This window comes from Streptomyces sp. B8-7 (genome assembly GCF_058833805.1).
This window is the reverse complement of the sequence record NZ_JBYRRL010000002.1, coordinates 206,204-222,768: the sequence shown is the minus strand read 5'-3', so window position 1 is coordinate 222,768 and position 16,565 is coordinate 206,204. Positions and strand designations below refer to the sequence as shown.

Sequence of the window (16,565 nt, the reverse complement as noted above, 5' to 3'; positions counted from 1 at the left end):
GATGAAGCAGTGAAGCGATGAAGCAATGAAGCACCGCAGCAGTGAAGCAGTGAAGCAGTGAAGCGATGAAGCAATGAAGTGAGGACGCCATGACCGCCCAGCCCCGGTTGAGCATCGGCCTGCCCGTGTACAACGGCGAGGAGTACCTCGCCGAGTCGCTGGAGGCCCTGCTCGGCCAGACCTACGAGGACTTCGAGCTGGTCGTCTCCGACAACGCCTCGACCGACGGGACCGAGGACATCTGCCGCCGCTACGCCGCGCGGGACTCGCGCATCCGCTACCTCCGGCTGCCCCGGAACATCGGCGCGGCGCCGAACCACAACCACGTGTTCACCGAGTGCCGCGGCGAGTTGTTCAAGTGGGCCTCGCACGACGACCTGTACGCCCGGGACCTGCTGCGGCGCTGCGTCGAGGCGCTGGACGAGCGGCCGGAGGTGATCCTGGCGCACACCGGCCAGGCGGTCATCGACGGCGACGGCCGGGTGAAGGTCCCCTACGAGTACGGGCTCGCCACCGACTCGCCGCACGCGCCGGAGCGCTTCCGCAGCCTGCTGTTCGAGCCCGGTGGCGACGACTTCTACGGGGTGATGCGGGCCGACGTGCTGCGCCGGGTGAAGCCGCACGACAGCTACCACCACGCGGACCGCACGTTCGTCGCCGAGATCACCCTGCACGGGCCGTTCCACCAGGTGCCCGAGCTGTTGTACTTCCGCCGCGACCACCCCACCCGCGCCGAGCGGGCGAACCCGGGCAAGCGCGCCCGGTGTGTCAACCTCGACCCGCGCCGGGCGGGCCCGCTGCACCCGACGCCCCGGCTGCTCGCGGAGTACGTGTGGGGCTTCGTCTCGGCGGTCCGGCGGGCGCCGCTGTCCCCTGCCGACCGGCGCGCCTGCTACCGCCATCTGGCCGCGTGGATGACCAGCCGGGTCCGGCCGGGCGCCGGCGAGCGGGTCGAGGACCGCGCCCCCGTCGATCCGGGCCGGCTCGCCGTCTCCGTCGACGCGCTGGTCGCCGGCCGCGAGGGGAGGCGGGCATGACGCCCGCACGCGGAACCCCGGTGCGTGTCGGGGTGTTCGGCCTGCTCGGCTCCGGCAACCTCGGCAACGACGGGTCGCTGGAGGCCGTGCTCGGCTACCTCCGGCTCCGGCACCCGGAGGCGGCCGTGGACGCGCTGTGCGGCGGGCCCGGGGTCGTCACGGCCCGGTACGGGATCCCCGCGACGCGACTGCACTGGTACCGCGGGGAGTACCGGACCGCGTCACGGGCGGGCGCCGTCGTGGGCAAGGGCCTGGGCAAGCTGGTCGACGTCTTCCGCACCGCCGCCTGGGTGCGCCGGCACGACGTGGTGATCGTGCCGGGCATGGGCGTCCTGGAGGCCACGCTGCCGTTGCGGCCGTGGGGCTTCCCGTACTCGCTGTTCCTGCTCTGCGCGGCCGGCCGGCTGTTCGGCACCCGGGTCGCGCTGGTCGGCGTCGGCGCCGCCGCGATCGGCGACCGGCCGACCCGGGCCCTGGTGCGCTGGTCGGCGCGGCTGGCCTCCTACCGGTCGTACCGGGACACCCTGTCCCGGGACGCGATGCGGGCGATGGGGGTGGACACCGGGCGCGACGAGGTCCACCCGGACCTCGCCTTCGCCCTGCCGGCACCGCCCGCGAGCGCGCCCCCGGACCCGCCGGGCCGGGTCTGCGTCGGCGTCATGGCCTTCCACGGCGGCAACGACGACCGCGCCCGGGCGGAGGAGATCCACCGGCGCTATCTCGACGGGACGACGCGCTTCGTGCGCGCCCTGGTCGAGGAGGGCAGGCCGGTCCGGCTGCTCACCGGTGACGGCTGCGACGTGCCGGTGGTCGACGCGATCCTCGAAGCGGTCGGCTCGCCGCTGGTCACCGCTGCCCGGGCGGCCTCGCTGGACGACCTCATGAGGGAGACCGCGGCCGCCGACGCCGTGGTGGCGACCCGCTACCACAACCTGGTCTGCGCCCTGAAGACGGGCACGCCGACGCTGGCCCTCAGCTATGCGGCCAAGAGTGACGCGCTCATGGCGCAGATGGGGCTGGACGCGTACTGCCACCCGGCGCGCGAGGTCGACGCCGACCGGCTGATCGAGCAGTTCCGGGCGCTGGAGAAGGAGTCGGCGCGGCTGCGGCAGACCCTCGCCGAGCGCAACCGGGCCGCCGCCCGGCGCCTGGAGCACCAGTTCACCGCCCTGACCACGGCCCTGTTCCCGGCATTCCCGGCGGCCGACCACACCCACGCCACGCGGGAGACTCCATGAAGGCGACCGAAGTCCCGGCGATCGCCGGCGCGTTCCTGTTCCGGCCGACCCCGTACGCCGACGAACGCGGCTTCTTCTGCCGCACCTTCGACGCCGACGTGGTCCGCTCGGCCGGCCTCGACCCGGACGCCTTCGTCCAGGACAGCCTGTCCCGCTCGGTCCGGGGCGTGCTGCGCGGCCTGCACCTGCGCTCCGGCGCCGGCGAGGCCAAGCTGGTGCGCTGCTCGTACGGGAAGATCTTCGACGTGGTCGTGGACCTGCGGACGGACTCGCCGACCTACCGCAACCGGGCCTTCTTCGAGCTGTCCGACGACACCCAGGAGACCCTGTACATCCCGGCGGGGTGCGCGCACGGCTTCCAGGCGCTGACCGCGACCGCCGACGTCTCGTACCGGATCGACCGCCGGCACGACCCGGCCGAGGACGTGACGATCGCCTTCGACGACCCGGAGCTCGCCGTTCCCTGGCCGCTGCCGGTCACGTCGATGTCCCGGCGCGACCGCGAGGCGCCGAGCCTCGCCGAGGTCCTGAAGCACAGAGAGAGCTGAGGCAGACGTGACCACCACAGACACCGCAGGCGCCACAGGCGCCACAGGCGCCACAGGCGCCACAGGCGCCACAGGCGCCACAGGCGCCACAGGCGCCACAGGCGCCGCAGGCGCCGCCGACACCCCGGGCACCCCGGGCACCCCGGGCACCCCCGGCGCCGGGGACACCGCAGGCTCCGCGGAGCTCCTGCTGCCCAGGTCGCGGGCGGCGAACGAGCGGCTGCACGCCATGGTCCCCGGGGGCGCGCACACCTACGCCAAGGGCGACGACCAGTACCCGGACGGTCTGGCTCCGGTGATCAGCCACGGCCGCGGTGCCCATGTGTGGGACGTCGACGGCAACCGCTACGTCGAGTACGGCTCCGGCCTGCGGTCGGTCAGCCTCGGCCACGCCCACCCCCGCGTGACCGAGGCGGTGCGGCGGGAACTCGACCGCGGCAGCAACTTCGTCCGGCCGTCCGTCGTGGAGGTCGACGCCGCGGAGCGCTTCCTGGCGACGGTGCCGACCGCCGAGATGGTGAAGTTCGCGAAGAACGGCTCCGACGCCACCACCGCCGCGGTGCGCCTGGCCCGCGCCGCCACCGGGCGCCCGCGGGTGGCGCTCTGCGCCGACCATCCGTTCTTCTCCGTGGACGACTGGTTCATCGGCACCACGCCGATGTCCGCCGGGACACCGGCGGCGGCCAACGAGCTGACGGTGACGTTCCCGTACGGGGACCTGGCGGCCACCCAGGAGCTGCTCACCCGGTACCGGGACGAGATCGCCTGCCTGGTCCTCGAACCCGCCACCCACACCGAGCCGCCGCCCGGCTACCTCGCCGGGCTGCGCGAGCTGGCCGACCGGTACGGCTGCGTGCTGGTCTTCGACGAGATGATCACCGGCTTCCGCTGGTCCGAGGCCGGCGCGCAGGGCCTGTACGGCGTCGTCCCCGACCTCTCCACGTTCGGCAAGGCGCTGGGCAACGGATTCGCCGTGTCCGCGCTGGCCGGGCGCCGCGACCTGATGGAGCGGGGCGGGCTGCGCCACTCCGGCGACCGGGTGTTCCTGCTGTCCACCACGCACGGCGCGGAGACGCACTCCCTGGCGGCCGCGACGGCCGTGCTCACCACCTACGTCGAAGAGGGCGTCACCGCGCGGCTGCACGCCCTCGGCGAACGGCTGGCCGCCGGGGTCCGCGAGGCCGCGGCCCAGGCGGGCGTCGGCGACCACGTCGTCCTCCGGGGCCGGGCCAGCAACCTGGTCTTCGCGACGCTCGACGCGCACGGGCGGCCGTCGCAGCAGTACCGCACCCTGTTCCTGCGCCGACTCCTCATGGGCGGGGTGCTGGCCCCTTCGTTCGTGGTGAGCAGCGCGCTCGACGACGCCGACATCGAGCACACCGTCGACGTGGTGGGCCAGGCGTGCGCGGTGTACCGGAAGGCCCTGGACGCCGGTGACCCCACCCCCTGGCTGGGCGGACGGCCGGTCAAGCCCGTGTTCCGCCGCTCGGCGTGACGTGACCCGGCGGGCGCCCTGTCCCGGCGGACGCCGTGACCCGGCGGGCGCCCTGTCCCGGCGGACGCCGTGACCCGGCGGGCGCCCTGTCCCGGCGGGCGCCCTGTCCCGGCGGGCGCCCTGTCCCGGTGGACGCCCTGTCCCGGCGCGGCGTCAGCGAGGTTGCTGCGGCCCGGTGCCGGCCGCCCCGCCGGCCGGCCGGGCGGCCCGCCGGGCACCTGTCCGGTCGGCCGCCCGGTCGACCAGCCATGCGGTCGCCGGTGTCGCCGCCAGGGCGGTCGACCAGCCGCCGAGGGTGTCGGTCGGGTAGTGCGCGCCCAGGGCGACCTGCGCCCAGCCCATGGCGGCGCCGGCCGCCAGCGCCGCGCCGAGCACGAGGAGCGTGCCGGCCGTCCTGCCGAGGCCGAGCCGGCCGGCCGCGGTCAGCGCCGCCACGAGGGCGAGTCCGGTGAGGAAGGCGGTGTGCCCGCTCGGGTAGGACAGGCTCCCGCCGTGGATGGTGCGCCCCACCAGTGACTTGAGCAGCGTCGCCGCCCCCACCGTCAGGGCGGCGGCGGCCACCGCGAGCACCGCCGCGCGAGGCCGCCGCAGCAGCAGACAGCCCGTCACGGTGGCCGCGACCAGCATCGCCGCTCCGGCGGGCTCGCCCAGGAAGTCCGTGGCCAGCGCGAGATGCCGCCACGGCGTCCCCACGCCGTACGCCACCGCCCCGATCCGCGCGTCCACCGTGCCCGGCTCTCCGTCGCCGGCGTAGCGCACCCCGAGCGCGAGGACCACCAGCGCGGCGAGGGCCGCGACCAGCCCGAGCGGCCTGCGCAGCGACGGAGGCAGCACCGCGGGGGCCGCAGGGCCGGTCCCACGGTGTTCCGGGACTCGCCCTCCGGGAGCGAGGTGAGCGTGCGGCCCTTCGTCCGACCGGTGGGCGGCCATACGTCAGCGGCGTCCTGTCTCCCCTGGTCAAGGGCGTCGGCGTCACTCGGAGTAAGTCGGCGCCAGTCGGCGTCGGTTGGCGTCGGTTGGAGTCGGTCGGCGTCGGTCGGCGTCGGTCGGTCTCTGCGAGCCACCCTAGCCAAGAACGCGGCCGGGCACAGCGCCCTCGGAAAGTCCGCGCCCCTGACCCGGATCCTCCGCACACGGGGACCTCCGCAGGGCCCCGCCGACCCCCGCGGGCAGCGGCGCCGGTCCGCGCAGGCCGGGTGCGGAGCGCCGCGACGCGGAAGGGTCCGTCCGGGGAACGCGGCGCGGCGAGCGGAGGAACGCGGCCACCGCCGCAACGCCCCAACGGGAGCCGGAGTTCACCGCGGAACGGGGCGCCGGACACGGCCCGCTCCCCCGGGAGAGCCGGCTCAGGGCAGCGGCCGGGGCGTGCGGCCGGTGAGGTCGGCGTCCGGCTGGACCTCGTGGAAGGGCAGGCCCAGGTAGATGCTGCCCGCCCATTCCGCGGGGGTCTGGTGGCCGATGTGGTCGAGGTCTCCCGCGTCGGACTCGTCGGTGAGGTCCCAGCCGGTGAAGTAGGCGGTGACGCGGGTCAGCGCCTCCTCGTCGCTGATCCGGAAGCGGGCGGCCATCGCGGCGACGATCTCCCGCACCAGGTCCAGACCCTCCTCGGAGACGGGAATCGTCATCCCGGTCAGCAGGGTGCCGAAGTGGTGGCCCCGGGCGCGCAGTTCGTCACGGACCCGGTCCGCGAAGGCGGCGGCGTACGCGGCGTCGCGGTCCCACATGGCCGCGGCGGAGGCGGTGCGGCCCGCCTCGCGGGCGGTGGCCGGCTCGGCCAGGTCCCTCTCCCGCAGGGCGCGCTCCCGCTCCCCGCCGAGCCGGTCGGCGAGGGTGCACGCGGCGTCGAACAGCGCGGTGTCGGCGGGTGCGGCCACCAGGTCGTAGACGGTCCGGGCGAGTTCGAGGACCAGCTCCACGGCCGCCTCGCGGGGTGCGTGCCCACCGGCCAGCGCCTCGATCGCGTCGGCGAGGTCCTGCCGGGCGAACCCGACCTGGAACGGCGCGATCTGGTCCTCGCCCTCGCCGTAGCCGAACCGCAGCATGGCCCCGGCCGTGTCATGGGCCCGGCTCATCCCGTCGCGCACCGTGCCGTGCCAGGGCGAGGAGACCGGCGGCGCCAGCAGCGCGCCGTAGCGGCCGAGCATCAGCTGCGCCGCGGCCACCCGGTCGGCCTCGGCGCCCTCGGGCAGCACACGGGGCTCCAGCGGCCCCGGCGCCTCCCAGGACTGCACGGCGTCCCGGTCCATCTCGCTGTCCGGCATCGGTTCCCCTTCTCGGCTCTCCCGCTTCCACCCCGGGCGGTGAGCTGCCGCAGGCCGTCGTAGGCGAAGCACTGGGTGTCGGAGACCTTGCCGGTCCCGCTGCCCGTGTGCTCCGTGATCTTCTTGACGTTCCCGCTGGTGTCGTACGCGTACCGGACGTCGCTGACGCGGTGGTCGGGGATCTCGCGGTCGTCGACGCTCTGCGTCAGCCTGCCGGTGTGCGGGTCGTAGAAGTCCGTCGTCCACAGCCGGTACGGGGCGCTGCCCGAACTGGTCCGCAGGACCCGTCCCTCCGGGTCGTACCGGGTGTCGTTGACGTACCAGTCGGGACCGGAGGTGGACAGGGCGAGGCCCTGGTCGTCGTAGCGGGTGATCAGCTTCTCGGCCGTCAGGCCGCCGCCGGCGGGCAGCGTCGTGGTGGCCGGGTTGCCGGTGGGCGTGTAGGTGAAGGAGTACGTGTACGCGCCCCGCAGGGTACCCGCCGCGGCGGGGATGCTGTCGGAGCGGCCGCCCGTGCGCCGCACGCGCTGCCGGCCGCGGAGGGGGCGGCGTTCGAGCCCCACCCGGCCGGCTGCGCCGCCTGCCGCGGCGGGGTCGACGCCTCGCGGCGGCACGGTCGCCCGGGCGGCGCGGGCCGGGCGCGCCGTCGGCTCCGCCGGGCCGCGCGGCCCGGTCCGCCCGGCCCTCGCGCCCTCCGCCGGCCGGTCAGCCCTCGGTGAGGGCGATGTCCTGCTGCCGGGTCGCGTGGAAGGCCGGCAGCGGGAGGCCGCCCTGGGTGCGCAGTTCCATCAGGGTGGCCTCGACGCGGGCGGCCCCCGGCCGCAGGGAACCGGGCGCGGTCCGGCCCTGGTTCGCCCAGCGGTGTTCGGCACCGTCGCACACCGCGCGCGTGCCGCCGACGCCGTGCCGCACGGACGGCCGGTCCTGGGCGACGCTGGAGCTGACGAACACCGGCCCGGCGCCGCCCGCACAGCGGTAGGTGCCGGACAGGGTGACCGTGCCGTCGGGAGCGATCCGTCCGACGGGGTCGACGGTGACGGTCTCGTAGGGGCCCGCCGCGGCGGCCGCCGCGGGCGCGGCGGGCGCGGCGAGCAGGAGGGCGGTACCGGCGGCGGCAGCGGCAGCGGCGCCGAGGAAGGAACGATAAGTCATGGGGGGAGACCTCCGGTTGTGGGGCTTCCACTGGTACCCGGCGTCCGTGTCCGCGCCGGTGACCGTCACCCCTCCGTCGGCGTGTTGACGCCGGGCCCACGGCCACCGGCATATGCCGAACACCCTTACGGCAGAACCGCGAAGCCGTCCAGCTCCACCCGGGCCGTCTCGTCCCACAGCCGTGCGATCTGCACGACCGCCATCGCCGGGTACTCCCGCCCGGCCAGCCTCCGCCAGGTGCGGCCCAGTTCCGCGGCGTGGGTCCGGTACTCGGCGACGTCCGTGGCGTAGACGGTGACCCGGGCGAGGTCGGCCGGGGTGCCGCCGGCCGCCGCGAGGGCGGCGAGCAGGTTGCCCAGGGCCCGTTCGAACTGCTCCGGGAGCGTCTGCCCCACGATCCCGCCGTCGGCGTCCAGGGCGGTCTGCCCGGCGAGGAACACCACCCGGGTCCCGGTCGCCACGACCGCGTGCGAGAAGCCGGCCGGCGGCGCCAGCCCCTCCGGGTTGACCCGCTCGACACTCATGCGCCCGGCCTCCTCGCCGCCGTCCGGTAGGTCTCCTTGGCGATGATCCCGCGCTGCACCTCGCTGGCCCCCTCGTAGATCCTCGGCGCCCGGACCTCGCGGTAGAGGTGCTCCAGGAGGTGTCCGCGCCGGAGGGCACGGGCGCCGTGCAACTGGACCGCGGCGTCGACGACGTACTGCGCCGTCTCGGTGGCGAGCAGCTTGGCCATCGCCGCACGGCGCGGCACGTCCCGGTCGCCGCGGTCGTGCGCGGCGGCCGCCGCGTACACCATCAGCCGGGCCGCCTCGGTGCGCAGCGCCATCTCGGCGACCTGGTGGGAGACGGCCTGGAGGTCGCTCAGCGGGCCGCCGAAGGCCTCCCGTTCGGCCGTGTGGGCGACCGCCGCGTCGAGGGCGGCCTGGGCCATGCCGACGGCGAAGGCCCCGACGCTGGGCCGGAACAGGGTGAGGGTGCCGAGCGCGACCCGCAGGCCGCGGCCGGTGTCCCCGAGGACGTCGGCGGCGGTCACCGGTACGACGTCGAAGGCGAGGCTGCCGACGGGGTGCGGGCAGAGCATGTCGAGGGCGGCGCCGGTGAGGCCGGGCCGGCCGGCGGGGACGAGGAAGGCCGTCACCCCGTGCGAGCCGGGGGCGGTGCGGGCGAAGACCGTGTAGAAGTCGGCCTCGGGGGCGTTGGAGATCCACCGCTTCTCACCGGTGAGCCGCCAGCGGCCGGGGCCGTCGGGCGCGGCCGCCAGCGACAGCGCGGCCGCGTCGGAGCCCGCCCCGGGCTCGGTGAGCGCGAACGCGGCGACGGCGGAGCCGTCGGCGACGCCGGGCAGCCAGCGCTCGCGCTGCGCGGGGGTGCCGTGCGCGTGCACGGGGTGGGCGCCGAGGCCCTGGAGGGCGAGGGCGGTCTCGGCCTCCGTGCAGGCGTGGGCGAGGGACTCGCGCATCAGACAGAGATCGAGGGCACCGGAGGTGAACAGGCGCCCGAGCAGGCCGAGGCGGCCCAGTTCGCCGAGGAGGGCACGGTTGACGCGGCCCTCCTCGCCCTGGTCGGCGAGCGGGCGCAGCTGCCGCGCGGCCAGGGCACGCAGTTCGGCACACCAGGCGGTTTGCGCCGGTTCGAGCGAGAATGCGGTCATGCCGGTCCCCTCTTCCAGGCCTGCACACGACCCTATCGCGCTGTCTTGACTGTCGTCATCAAGGCGATACGCTCCAGGGGCGCTGTCCACCGGAGCCCTTGTGCGAGCCCACTCCACCCAGGGGGCGAACCGCCATGAACGAGTCGGCCCATCTCGACACCTTCGCGCGCGACCGTCTTCCGCCGCGCGCGCAGTGGCCCGAGCTCTGCTTCGACCTGCCGGAGCTGCACTACCCCGAACGGCTGAACTGCGCCGCCGAACTCCTCGACGGACCGCCCGGCGGGCGCCCGGTGTTCCACACCCCGGACGGCAGCTGGACGTACGGCGAGCTGCGCGAGCGGGTCGACCGGATCGCGCACCTGCTGACCGGCGGCCTCGGGGTGGTGCCCGGCAACCGGGTACTGCTGCGCGGGCCCACCGGCCCGTGGCTCGCCGCCTGCTGGCTCGCCGTGCTCAAGGCGGGCGCGATCGCCGTGACCGTGCTCGCCCAGCAGCGCCCGCACGAGCTGCGCACCATGTGCGAGATGGCCCGCGTCCGGCACGCGCTGTGCGACGTCCGCGCGGTCGACGACCTCGTCAAGGCTCAGGTGCCGGGTCTGGCCGTCACGACGTACGGCGGCGACGCCGACGACGACCTGCTGCGCCGGCCCGCACCGGGCCCGGGGATCCCGGGCTCCCCGGCGGCCGCGGAGTTCCGCGCGGCGGACACCGCGGCCGACGACGTGGCGCTCATCGCGTTCACCTCCGGCACCACCGGCCGCCCCAAGGGGTGCGTGCACTTCCACCGCGACCTCCTCGCGGTCGCCGACACCTTCTCCCGGCACGTGCTCCGGCCGCACCGGGACGACGTGTTCGCGGGCAGCCCCCCACTCGGCTTCACCTTCGGGCTCGGCGGCCTCGTCGTCTTCCCGATGCGGGCCGGCGCCAGCGCGCTGCTGCTGGAACAGGCCGGCCCCCGGCAGCTGCTGCCCGCGATCGCCCGGCACCGGGTGTCGGTGCTGTTCACCGCGCCGACCGCGTACCGGGCGATGCTCGCCGACGCCGACGGCCACGATCTCGGCTCCCTGCGCCGCTGCGTCTCCGCCGGGGAGAACCTGCCGGCCGGCACCTGGCACGCCTGGCACGAGCGGACCGGCCTGCGGATCATCAACGGCATCGGCGCCACCGAACTGCTGCACATCTTCATCTCGGCCGCCGACGACGCCGCACGGCCCGGCCTGACCGGCCTGCCCGTGCCCGGCTGGCAGGCCCGCGTCCAGGACGGCGACGGCGCTCCCGTGCCCGACGGGGAGCCCGGCCTGCTGGCCGTGCGCGGCCCGGTCGGCTGCCGCTACCTCGCCGACCCGCGCCAGAGCGTGTACGTGCGGGACGGCTGGAACGTCACCGGCGACACCTACGTCCGCGAACCCGACGGCTACTTCCGCTACGTCGCCCGCGCCGACGACATGATCGTCTCGGCTGGCTACAACATCGCCGGCCCCGAGGTGGAGGAGGCGCTGCTGCGCCATCCCGACGTGGTGGAGGCGGCCGTGGTGGGCCGGCCCGACGACGACCGCGGGCAGATCGCCGTGGCCTACGCCGTGCTGCGTGCGGGCGCCCCCCGCGACCCCGACGCCCTGCGCGCCTTCGTCAAGGAGGAGCTGGCACCGTACAAGTGCCCGCGTGAGGTCGTCTTCCTCGACGCGCTGCCCCGCACGGCCACCGGCAAACTCCAGCGGTTCCGGCTCCGCACGGAGGGCGGCGGCCGCTGACCCCGACGACCTAAGATGATCAACGTGTCCGACCAGCATGCCCCACGGTCATTGATCGTCACGCTCTACGGCGCGTACGGCCGCCTCTTCCCCGGCCCCGTACCCGTCGCCGAGCTGATCCGGCTGCTCGCGGCGGTGGGCGTGGACGCGCCCTCCGTGCGGTCGTCGGTGTCGCGGCTCAAACGCCGCGGCCTGCTGGTGCCGGCCCGCACCGCCGAGGGCGCCGCGGGGTACGCCCTCTCGCCGGACGCGCGGCAGTTGCTGGCGGACGGCGACCGGCGGATCTACGCGGACGCGCCGCCGGAGGACGAGGGCTGGGTGCTCGCGGTGTTCTCGGTGCCCGAGTCCGAGCGGCAGAAGCGGCATGTGCTGCGGTCGCGGCTGGCCGGGCTGGGGTTCGGCACGGCCGCGCCGGGCGTGTGGATCGCGCCGGCGCGGCTGTACGAGGAGACCCGGCACACGCTGCGGCGACTGCAGCTGGAGGGCTACGTCGACCTCTTCCGCGGTGAGCATCTCGGGTTCGCGCCCACGGTGGAGGCGGTGGGGCGGTGGTGGGACCTCGCGGCCGTGGCCAAGGAGCACGAGGCGTTCCTGGACCGCCACGCGCCGGTCCTGCAGGCGTGGGAGCGGCGGGCCGGCACTCCCGCCGAGGAGGCCTACCACGACTACCTCCTCGCGCTGGACTCCTGGCGGCAGCTGCCCTACGCGGATCCCGGACTGCCCGCGCGGCTGCTGCCTGCGGACTGGCCGGGGGTGCGGTCGGCCCGGGTGTTCCGGGGGCTGCATGCGCGGTTGCGCGACGCGGGGGCCGAGTTCGTGGGGGTGCTCCCCCGCTGAGCGCCCCGCCCGCGGCAGGCGGGGCCGTCCCTCGGCGTGGCTGCGGGGCCGCGGTGGCCGGGCGCGCGGTTCCCCGCGCCCTGAGGGAGTCGGGCCGGCGCCGCGTCGCACAGGCGGGGCGAATGCGCCGGACTCCCGGGGAGGTCGCCGACGCGTGGTGTCGAGGGGTCAGCGGGGGGTGCGGGGGGTGCGGGGGGTGCGGGGGGTGCCGGTGTTGGGCGGGCGGTGGCCGGCCAGGTAGGGGGTGGGCCAGGGGGCTGCCGGGCCGGTGTAGCCCTGTTCCGCGGCTGCGTGGAGGGTCCAGTTCGGATCGTAGAGGTGGGGGCGGGCCAGCGCGCAGAGGTCCGTACGGCCGGCCAGGATCAGGGAGTTGACGTCGTCCCAGGAGGAGATGGCGCCGACGGCGATCACCGGGACCCGGGCCTCGTGGCGGATGCGGTCGGCGAACGGCGTCTGGTACGACCTGCCGAAGCGGGGCTCCTCGTGGGACACCACCTGCCCCGTCGACACGTCGATGGCGTCGGCGCCGTGCGCGGCGAAGGCGCGGGCGATCCGGACCGCGTCCTCGCCGGTGGTGCCGCCCTCGGCCCAGTCGGTGGCGGAGATCCGTACCGTCATCGGCCGCTCCTCGGGCCACACGGCCCGTACCGCGTCGAAGACCTCCAGCGGGAAGCGCAGGCGCCGCTCCAGCGAGCCGCCGTAGGCGTCGGTGCGCAGGTTGGTCAGCGGGGAGAGGAACCCCGAGAGCAGATAGCCGTGCGCGCAGTGCAGTTCGAGCAGGTCGAACCCGGCGCGCGCGGCCCGGACGGCAGCCGCGGTGAACTGCTCGCGGATGTCGGTGAGCTGGGCACGGGTCAGCTGCCGCGGGGTCTGGCTGCCCGGCTTGTAGGGCAGCGGGGAGGCGGCCACCAGCGGCCAGTTGCCCTCGGGCAGGGGGTCGTCGATGCCCTCCCACATCAGCCTGGTGGAGCCCTTGCGGCCACTGTGGCCGAGTTGCACGCCGATCGCGGTGCCGGGGGCCTGTCGGTGCACGAAGCCGACGATCCGCCGCCACGCCTCGCCCTGCCGGCCGGTGTACAGGCCCGCGCAGCCCGGGGTGATCCTGCCCTGCTCGCTCACGCACACCATCTCGGTCATCACCAGGGCCGCCCCGCCGAGGGCCCGCGCGCCCAGGTGCACCAGGTGGAAGTCGCCGGGCACACCGTCCCGGGCCGAGTACATGTCCATCGGGGACACCACGACGCGGTTGCGCAGGGTCAGCCCGCGCAGCCGGAAGGGGGTGAACATCGGGGGTGTGCCGGGCGGGCAGCCGAACTCCCGCTCCACGGACTCGGTGAAGCGGGCGTCGCGCAGCCGCAGGTTGTCGTGGGTGACCCGGCGGCTGCGGGTGAGCAGGTTGAACGCGAACTGGCGGGACGGCTGCCCGAGATGGCGGGCGAGGTCCTCGAACCACTCCAGGCTGGCCCGCGCCGCGCGCTGGGTGGAGGCCACGACCGGGCGTCGTTCCTCCTCGTACGCCGCCAGCGCGGCGGCCGTGTCCGGCTGCCGCCCGAGGCAGCCGGCGAGGGCGAGGGCGTCCTCCACGGCCAGCTTGGTGCCGGAGCCGACGGAGAAGTGGGCGGTGTGGGCGGCGTCGCCGAGGAGGACCAGGTTGCCGTTGGACCAGCGGTCGTTGACGACGGTGCGGAACACGGTCCAGGAGGAGTTGTTGGAGCGCAGCGGCCGGCCGCGCAGCGCCTCGGCGAAGATCTTGGCGCAGGCGCCGGCGGATTCAACGGTGTCCCTCTCGTCGAAGCCGGCCGCCCGCCACACCTCCTCGCGCATCTCGACGATCACGGTGGAGGCGTCGTCGGAGTAGGGGTAGCCGTGCAGTTGCATGACCCCGTGCGGGGTCTCGGCGATCTCGAAGCGGAAGGCCTCGAAGGGGAAGTCGGCGGCGAGCCAGATGTAGCGGCAGCGGTGGGTCTCCACCCGGGGGCGGAAGACGTCGGCGTGGGCCTCGCGGGTGGCGCTGTGGACGCCGTCGGCGGCGACGACGAGGTCGTGGGTCGCCATGAGGCGGGCCGGGTCCGGTGCCGGGGTGCGGAAGTTCAGGGTGACGCCGAGGCCGGCGCAGCGGGCGTGCAGGATCTGCAGCAGGCGCTTGCGGCCGAGGGCGGCGAAGCCGTGACCGCCGGAGGTGTGGCGGGTGCCGCGGTGCACGATGTCGATGTCGTCCCAGCGGACGAAGTGCCGCTGGAGCGCCGCGTGCACGTCGGGGTCGGCGTGCTCGATGCCGCCGAGGGTCTCGTCGGAGAGGACCACGCCGAAGCCGAAGGTGTCGTCGGGGGCGTTGCGTTCCCAGAGGGTCACCTCCCGGGTGGGGTCGAGGCGCTTGAGGAGCGCGGCCGCGTGGAGTCCGCCCGGTCCGCCGCCGATGACCGCGACCCGGTGGGCCCCCGGACGGGCCGGCGCGGGGCGCGCCGCGCTTCCTCCCGCCACGGTCACCTCCCCTGCCACTTCGGGTCACGCCTCTCGGTGAACGCGGCGTGGAACTCCGCGTAGTCCTCGCCGTGCATGAGCAGCGCCTGCGTCGAGGCGTCCAGCTCCACGGCCGCCGAGAGCGGCATGTCCAGCTCCGCCGTCAGCAGGGCCTTGGTCTGTGCGTACGCCAGCGCGGGGCCCCGGGCCAGGCGGTGGGCCAGCGCGGCAGCCGCCTCGTCGGCGCGGCTCTCCTCGGCCGTCTCGCTGATCAGGCCGATCCGCTCGGCCTCGGCGGCGCGGACCGGGTCGCCGAGCATCAGCAGCCGGGTGGCGTGGCCGAGGCCCACCACACGGGGCAGCAGGTACGCCGCGCCCATGTCGCCGCCGGAGAGGCCGACGCGGGTGAAGAGGAAGACGAAGCGGGTGGTGGGGTCGGCCACCCGGAAGTCGGCGGCCAGCGCGAGGACCGCTCCGGCGCCGGCCGCCACCCCGTGCAGCGCGGCGACCACCGGGAAGGGGGCCTCTCTGATCGCCCGCACCACCTGCCCGGTCATCCGGTTGAAGTCGAGGAGCCGGGCGGTGTCCAGGGCGAGGGTGGCGCCGATGATCTCGTCGACGTCGCCGCCCGAGCAGAAGCCGCGCCCCTCCCCCGCCAGGACCAGCGCCCGCACCGAGCGCTCCCGCGCCAGCTCGGCGAGCAGGTCGCGGAGGTCGGCGTAGGCGCCGAAGGTGAGGGCGTTGAGCTTGGCGGGGCGGGCCAGGGTGACGGTGGCGACCCCGTCGGTGACGTCGAGGCGCAGATGCCGCCACTGCGGGGTGCGGGCGGCGGAGCCGGTGAAGGGACTCATGGGGTGCGGCCTCCTCGGGCGGGCACTTCCTCACGGGGCTCGACGCCTCGAAGTTATCACCGATTCCTGACTGTCGTCACGATGGCACGACAGGATGGTCCGGGGGGATCCGGCCCGTCCACGCCGTTCACGACCCTGCCGTGCGCGCCGGGACCGCCTCGTCCGCCCCTCTCACCCCCCCTGCCGCTCCGTCCCTCTCGCTCCCCCCTACCCACTCCGCCCCTCTCGCTCCTCCCTCCCGCTCCGTCCCTCTCGCTCCATCCCTCTCACTCCCCCCTGCCGCTCCGTCCCTCTCGCTCCCCCCTGCCGCTCCGCCCCTCTCGCCCCGCTCACCTCACAGACCCCACCCACCCCACACACCCCGTGCGCGCCTCCTCTGCCGGTCCGCCGAGTGCGCCCTGTGCGTCATGTACGTCATGTACGTCATGTACGTCATATATGTCACATCTGTTATGTCACATCCGTCACCGGGCGCCGACGGCTGTCCCGCGGGCCCGTAACAGCGGGCAGGGCGGCGGGAGCCGGGCGGCGGCGCGGGGTAGCCCCGGGGCAGCGGGGCCGAAGGCCCCGGACGGCGCCCGTCGTGCGACTCCGCCGGGGGCCCCGTACCATTCCTGAGGTTGAAGGCAGGACAGCCTGATGATCGCTTCGGGACAGGCCTGCGTCATGAACGGACTCGCCTTGCACGAACGCCACTCCCCACCGGTGCCCGGCCACCCTCCTGGACGCGGGCACGGCCTGCCGTCCCGCCCGACGGGCTCCTGGCGCATCGCGCTGCCGCACTCCACGGCGGCGGTGCCGGTGGCCCGCGCGCTGGTCCGCACGGCCCTCTCCGAACGCGGACACGGCGCCTGCCGTGACACCGCCGAGCTGCTGACCGCCGAACTGGTGGCGAACGCCGTGGAGCACACCTCCGGAGCGAGGCCCATAGAGCTGGTGGTGGAGCTGCTGCCGACCGCGTGCCAGGTCGAGGTGCACGACCCCGACCCGGCCCCGCCCGGCGATCTCGCCCACGCCGCGGACGAGGCGCCGGACCCGTGGCAGGAGCACGGCCGGGGACTGCTGCTGATCCGCGCCCTCAGCTCGTCCTGCGGGCACCGCCCCACCTCGTCCGGCAAGGCGGTGTGGTTCACCCTGCCCGCACTGCCCCCTCAGCGACGCGCTCGGCCGGCGTGACGGCCGTCGGGCGGGAGCGGCGCCGCCGGGCAGCGGGCGGCGACGGGCCGCGCCGCCGTGGCCGGACAGCAGGGTCCCCGCGCCCCGTTCGGGGGCGCGGGGCCGCGC

At 75.4% G+C, this 16,565-nt stretch carries 15 protein-coding genes; 7 read left to right on the top strand and 8 right to left on the bottom strand.

The genetic code is table 11. The annotated features are described in order from the left end of the window. Positions 1–89: 89 nt before the first annotated feature. The 4 genes from AC5K6T_RS09890 to AC5K6T_RS09875 all read left to right on the top strand — a co-directional run bounded on the left by AC5K6T_RS09890 (position 90) and on the right by AC5K6T_RS09875 (position 4,318). Complete coding sequence (locus AC5K6T_RS09890; RefSeq protein ID WP_493207627.1) at positions 90–1,037, top strand: glycosyltransferase family 2 protein; 948 nt, start codon at positions 90–92, stop codon at positions 1,035–1,037. After that, positions 1,034–2,275 (top strand): polysaccharide pyruvyl transferase family protein, encoded by a 1,242-nt coding sequence (locus AC5K6T_RS09885; protein ID WP_493207625.1) that lies wholly within the window; start codon positions 1,034–1,036, stop codon positions 2,273–2,275. The genes AC5K6T_RS09890 and AC5K6T_RS09885 overlap by 4 nt, the downstream gene beginning before the upstream one ends. After that, entirely contained in the window at positions 2,272–2,823 is a 552-nt protein-coding gene (gene rfbC / locus AC5K6T_RS09880) for a dTDP-4-dehydrorhamnose 3,5-epimerase (protein WP_493207623.1), read from the top strand. The genes AC5K6T_RS09885 and rfbC overlap by 4 nt, the downstream gene beginning before the upstream one ends. A gap of 187 nt (positions 2,824–3,010) precedes the next feature. Beyond that, a complete protein-coding gene (locus AC5K6T_RS09875) occupies positions 3,011–4,318 on the top strand; it encodes a glutamate-1-semialdehyde 2,1-aminomutase (protein WP_493209259.1) in 1,308 nt (435 codons plus the stop codon). A 153-nt stretch (positions 4,319–4,471) separates the two neighbouring features. Here the strand turns inward: AC5K6T_RS09875 and AC5K6T_RS09870 are convergent, their stop codons facing one another. The 6 genes from AC5K6T_RS09870 to AC5K6T_RS09845 form a co-directional block, all read right to left on the bottom strand. Next, complete coding sequence (locus AC5K6T_RS09870; protein WP_493207621.1) at positions 4,472–5,152, bottom strand: phosphatase PAP2 family protein; 681 nt, start codon at positions 5,150–5,152, stop codon at positions 4,472–4,474. Between the two features lie 512 nt (positions 5,153–5,664). Beyond that, entirely contained in the window at positions 5,665–6,579 is a 915-nt protein-coding gene (locus tag AC5K6T_RS09865) for a hypothetical protein (RefSeq protein ID WP_493207620.1), read from the bottom strand. Then, positions 6,462–7,142 carry a hypothetical protein gene (locus AC5K6T_RS09860; RefSeq protein WP_493207619.1) on the bottom strand — a complete coding sequence of 227 codons (681 nt, stop codon included), beginning with the start codon at positions 7,140–7,142 and terminating at the stop codon, positions 6,462–6,464. The genes AC5K6T_RS09865 and AC5K6T_RS09860 overlap by 118 nt, the downstream gene beginning before the upstream one ends. A 142-nt stretch (positions 7,143–7,284) precedes the next feature. Next, complete coding sequence (locus AC5K6T_RS09855; protein WP_493207618.1) at positions 7,285–7,731, bottom strand: DUF6299 family protein; 447 nt, start codon at positions 7,729–7,731, stop codon at positions 7,285–7,287. A gap of 125 nt (positions 7,732–7,856) precedes the next feature. Continuing rightward, positions 7,857–8,255, bottom strand: a complete 399-nt coding sequence (locus AC5K6T_RS09850; RefSeq protein WP_493207616.1) for a RidA family protein — start codon at positions 8,253–8,255, stop codon at positions 7,857–7,859. After that, positions 8,252–9,382, bottom strand: a complete 1,131-nt coding sequence (locus AC5K6T_RS09845; protein ID WP_493207615.1) for an acyl-CoA dehydrogenase family protein — start codon at positions 9,380–9,382, stop codon at positions 8,252–8,254. The genes AC5K6T_RS09850 and AC5K6T_RS09845 overlap by 4 nt, the downstream gene beginning before the upstream one ends. 134 nt (positions 9,383–9,516) lie before the next feature. On the opposite strand from AC5K6T_RS09845, the gene AC5K6T_RS09840 reads away from it, so the two are divergent. Together AC5K6T_RS09840 and AC5K6T_RS09835 are read left to right on the top strand one after the other, a co-directional pair. Continuing rightward, entirely contained in the window at positions 9,517–11,133 is a 1,617-nt protein-coding gene (locus tag AC5K6T_RS09840; RefSeq protein WP_493207614.1) for an AMP-binding protein, read from the top strand. Between the two features lie 15 nt (positions 11,134–11,148). Then, a complete protein-coding gene (locus AC5K6T_RS09835; protein ID WP_493207613.1) occupies positions 11,149–11,970 on the top strand; it encodes a PaaX family transcriptional regulator in 822 nt (273 codons plus the stop codon). Between the two features lie 168 nt (positions 11,971–12,138). Here AC5K6T_RS09835 and AC5K6T_RS09830 read toward each other — a convergent pair whose 3' ends face one another. Continuing rightward, positions 12,139–14,469: a bifunctional salicylyl-CoA 5-hydroxylase/oxidoreductase gene (locus tag AC5K6T_RS09830; RefSeq protein ID WP_493207612.1), complete on the bottom strand. Its 2,331-nt coding sequence runs from the start codon at positions 14,467–14,469 to the stop codon at positions 12,139–12,141. Then, positions 14,454–15,281: an enoyl-CoA hydratase family protein gene (locus AC5K6T_RS09825; RefSeq protein WP_493207611.1), complete on the bottom strand. Its 828-nt coding sequence runs from the start codon at positions 15,279–15,281 to the stop codon at positions 14,454–14,456. The genes AC5K6T_RS09830 and AC5K6T_RS09825 overlap by 16 nt, the downstream gene beginning before the upstream one ends. A 666-nt stretch (positions 15,282–15,947) precedes the next feature. Here AC5K6T_RS09825 and AC5K6T_RS09820 point away from each other — a divergent pair. After that, positions 15,948–16,457 (top strand): ATP-binding protein, encoded by a 510-nt coding sequence (locus AC5K6T_RS09820; RefSeq protein WP_493209258.1) that lies wholly within the window; start codon positions 15,948–15,950, stop codon positions 16,455–16,457. The last annotated feature ends 108 nt before the right edge of the window (positions 16,458–16,565 follow it).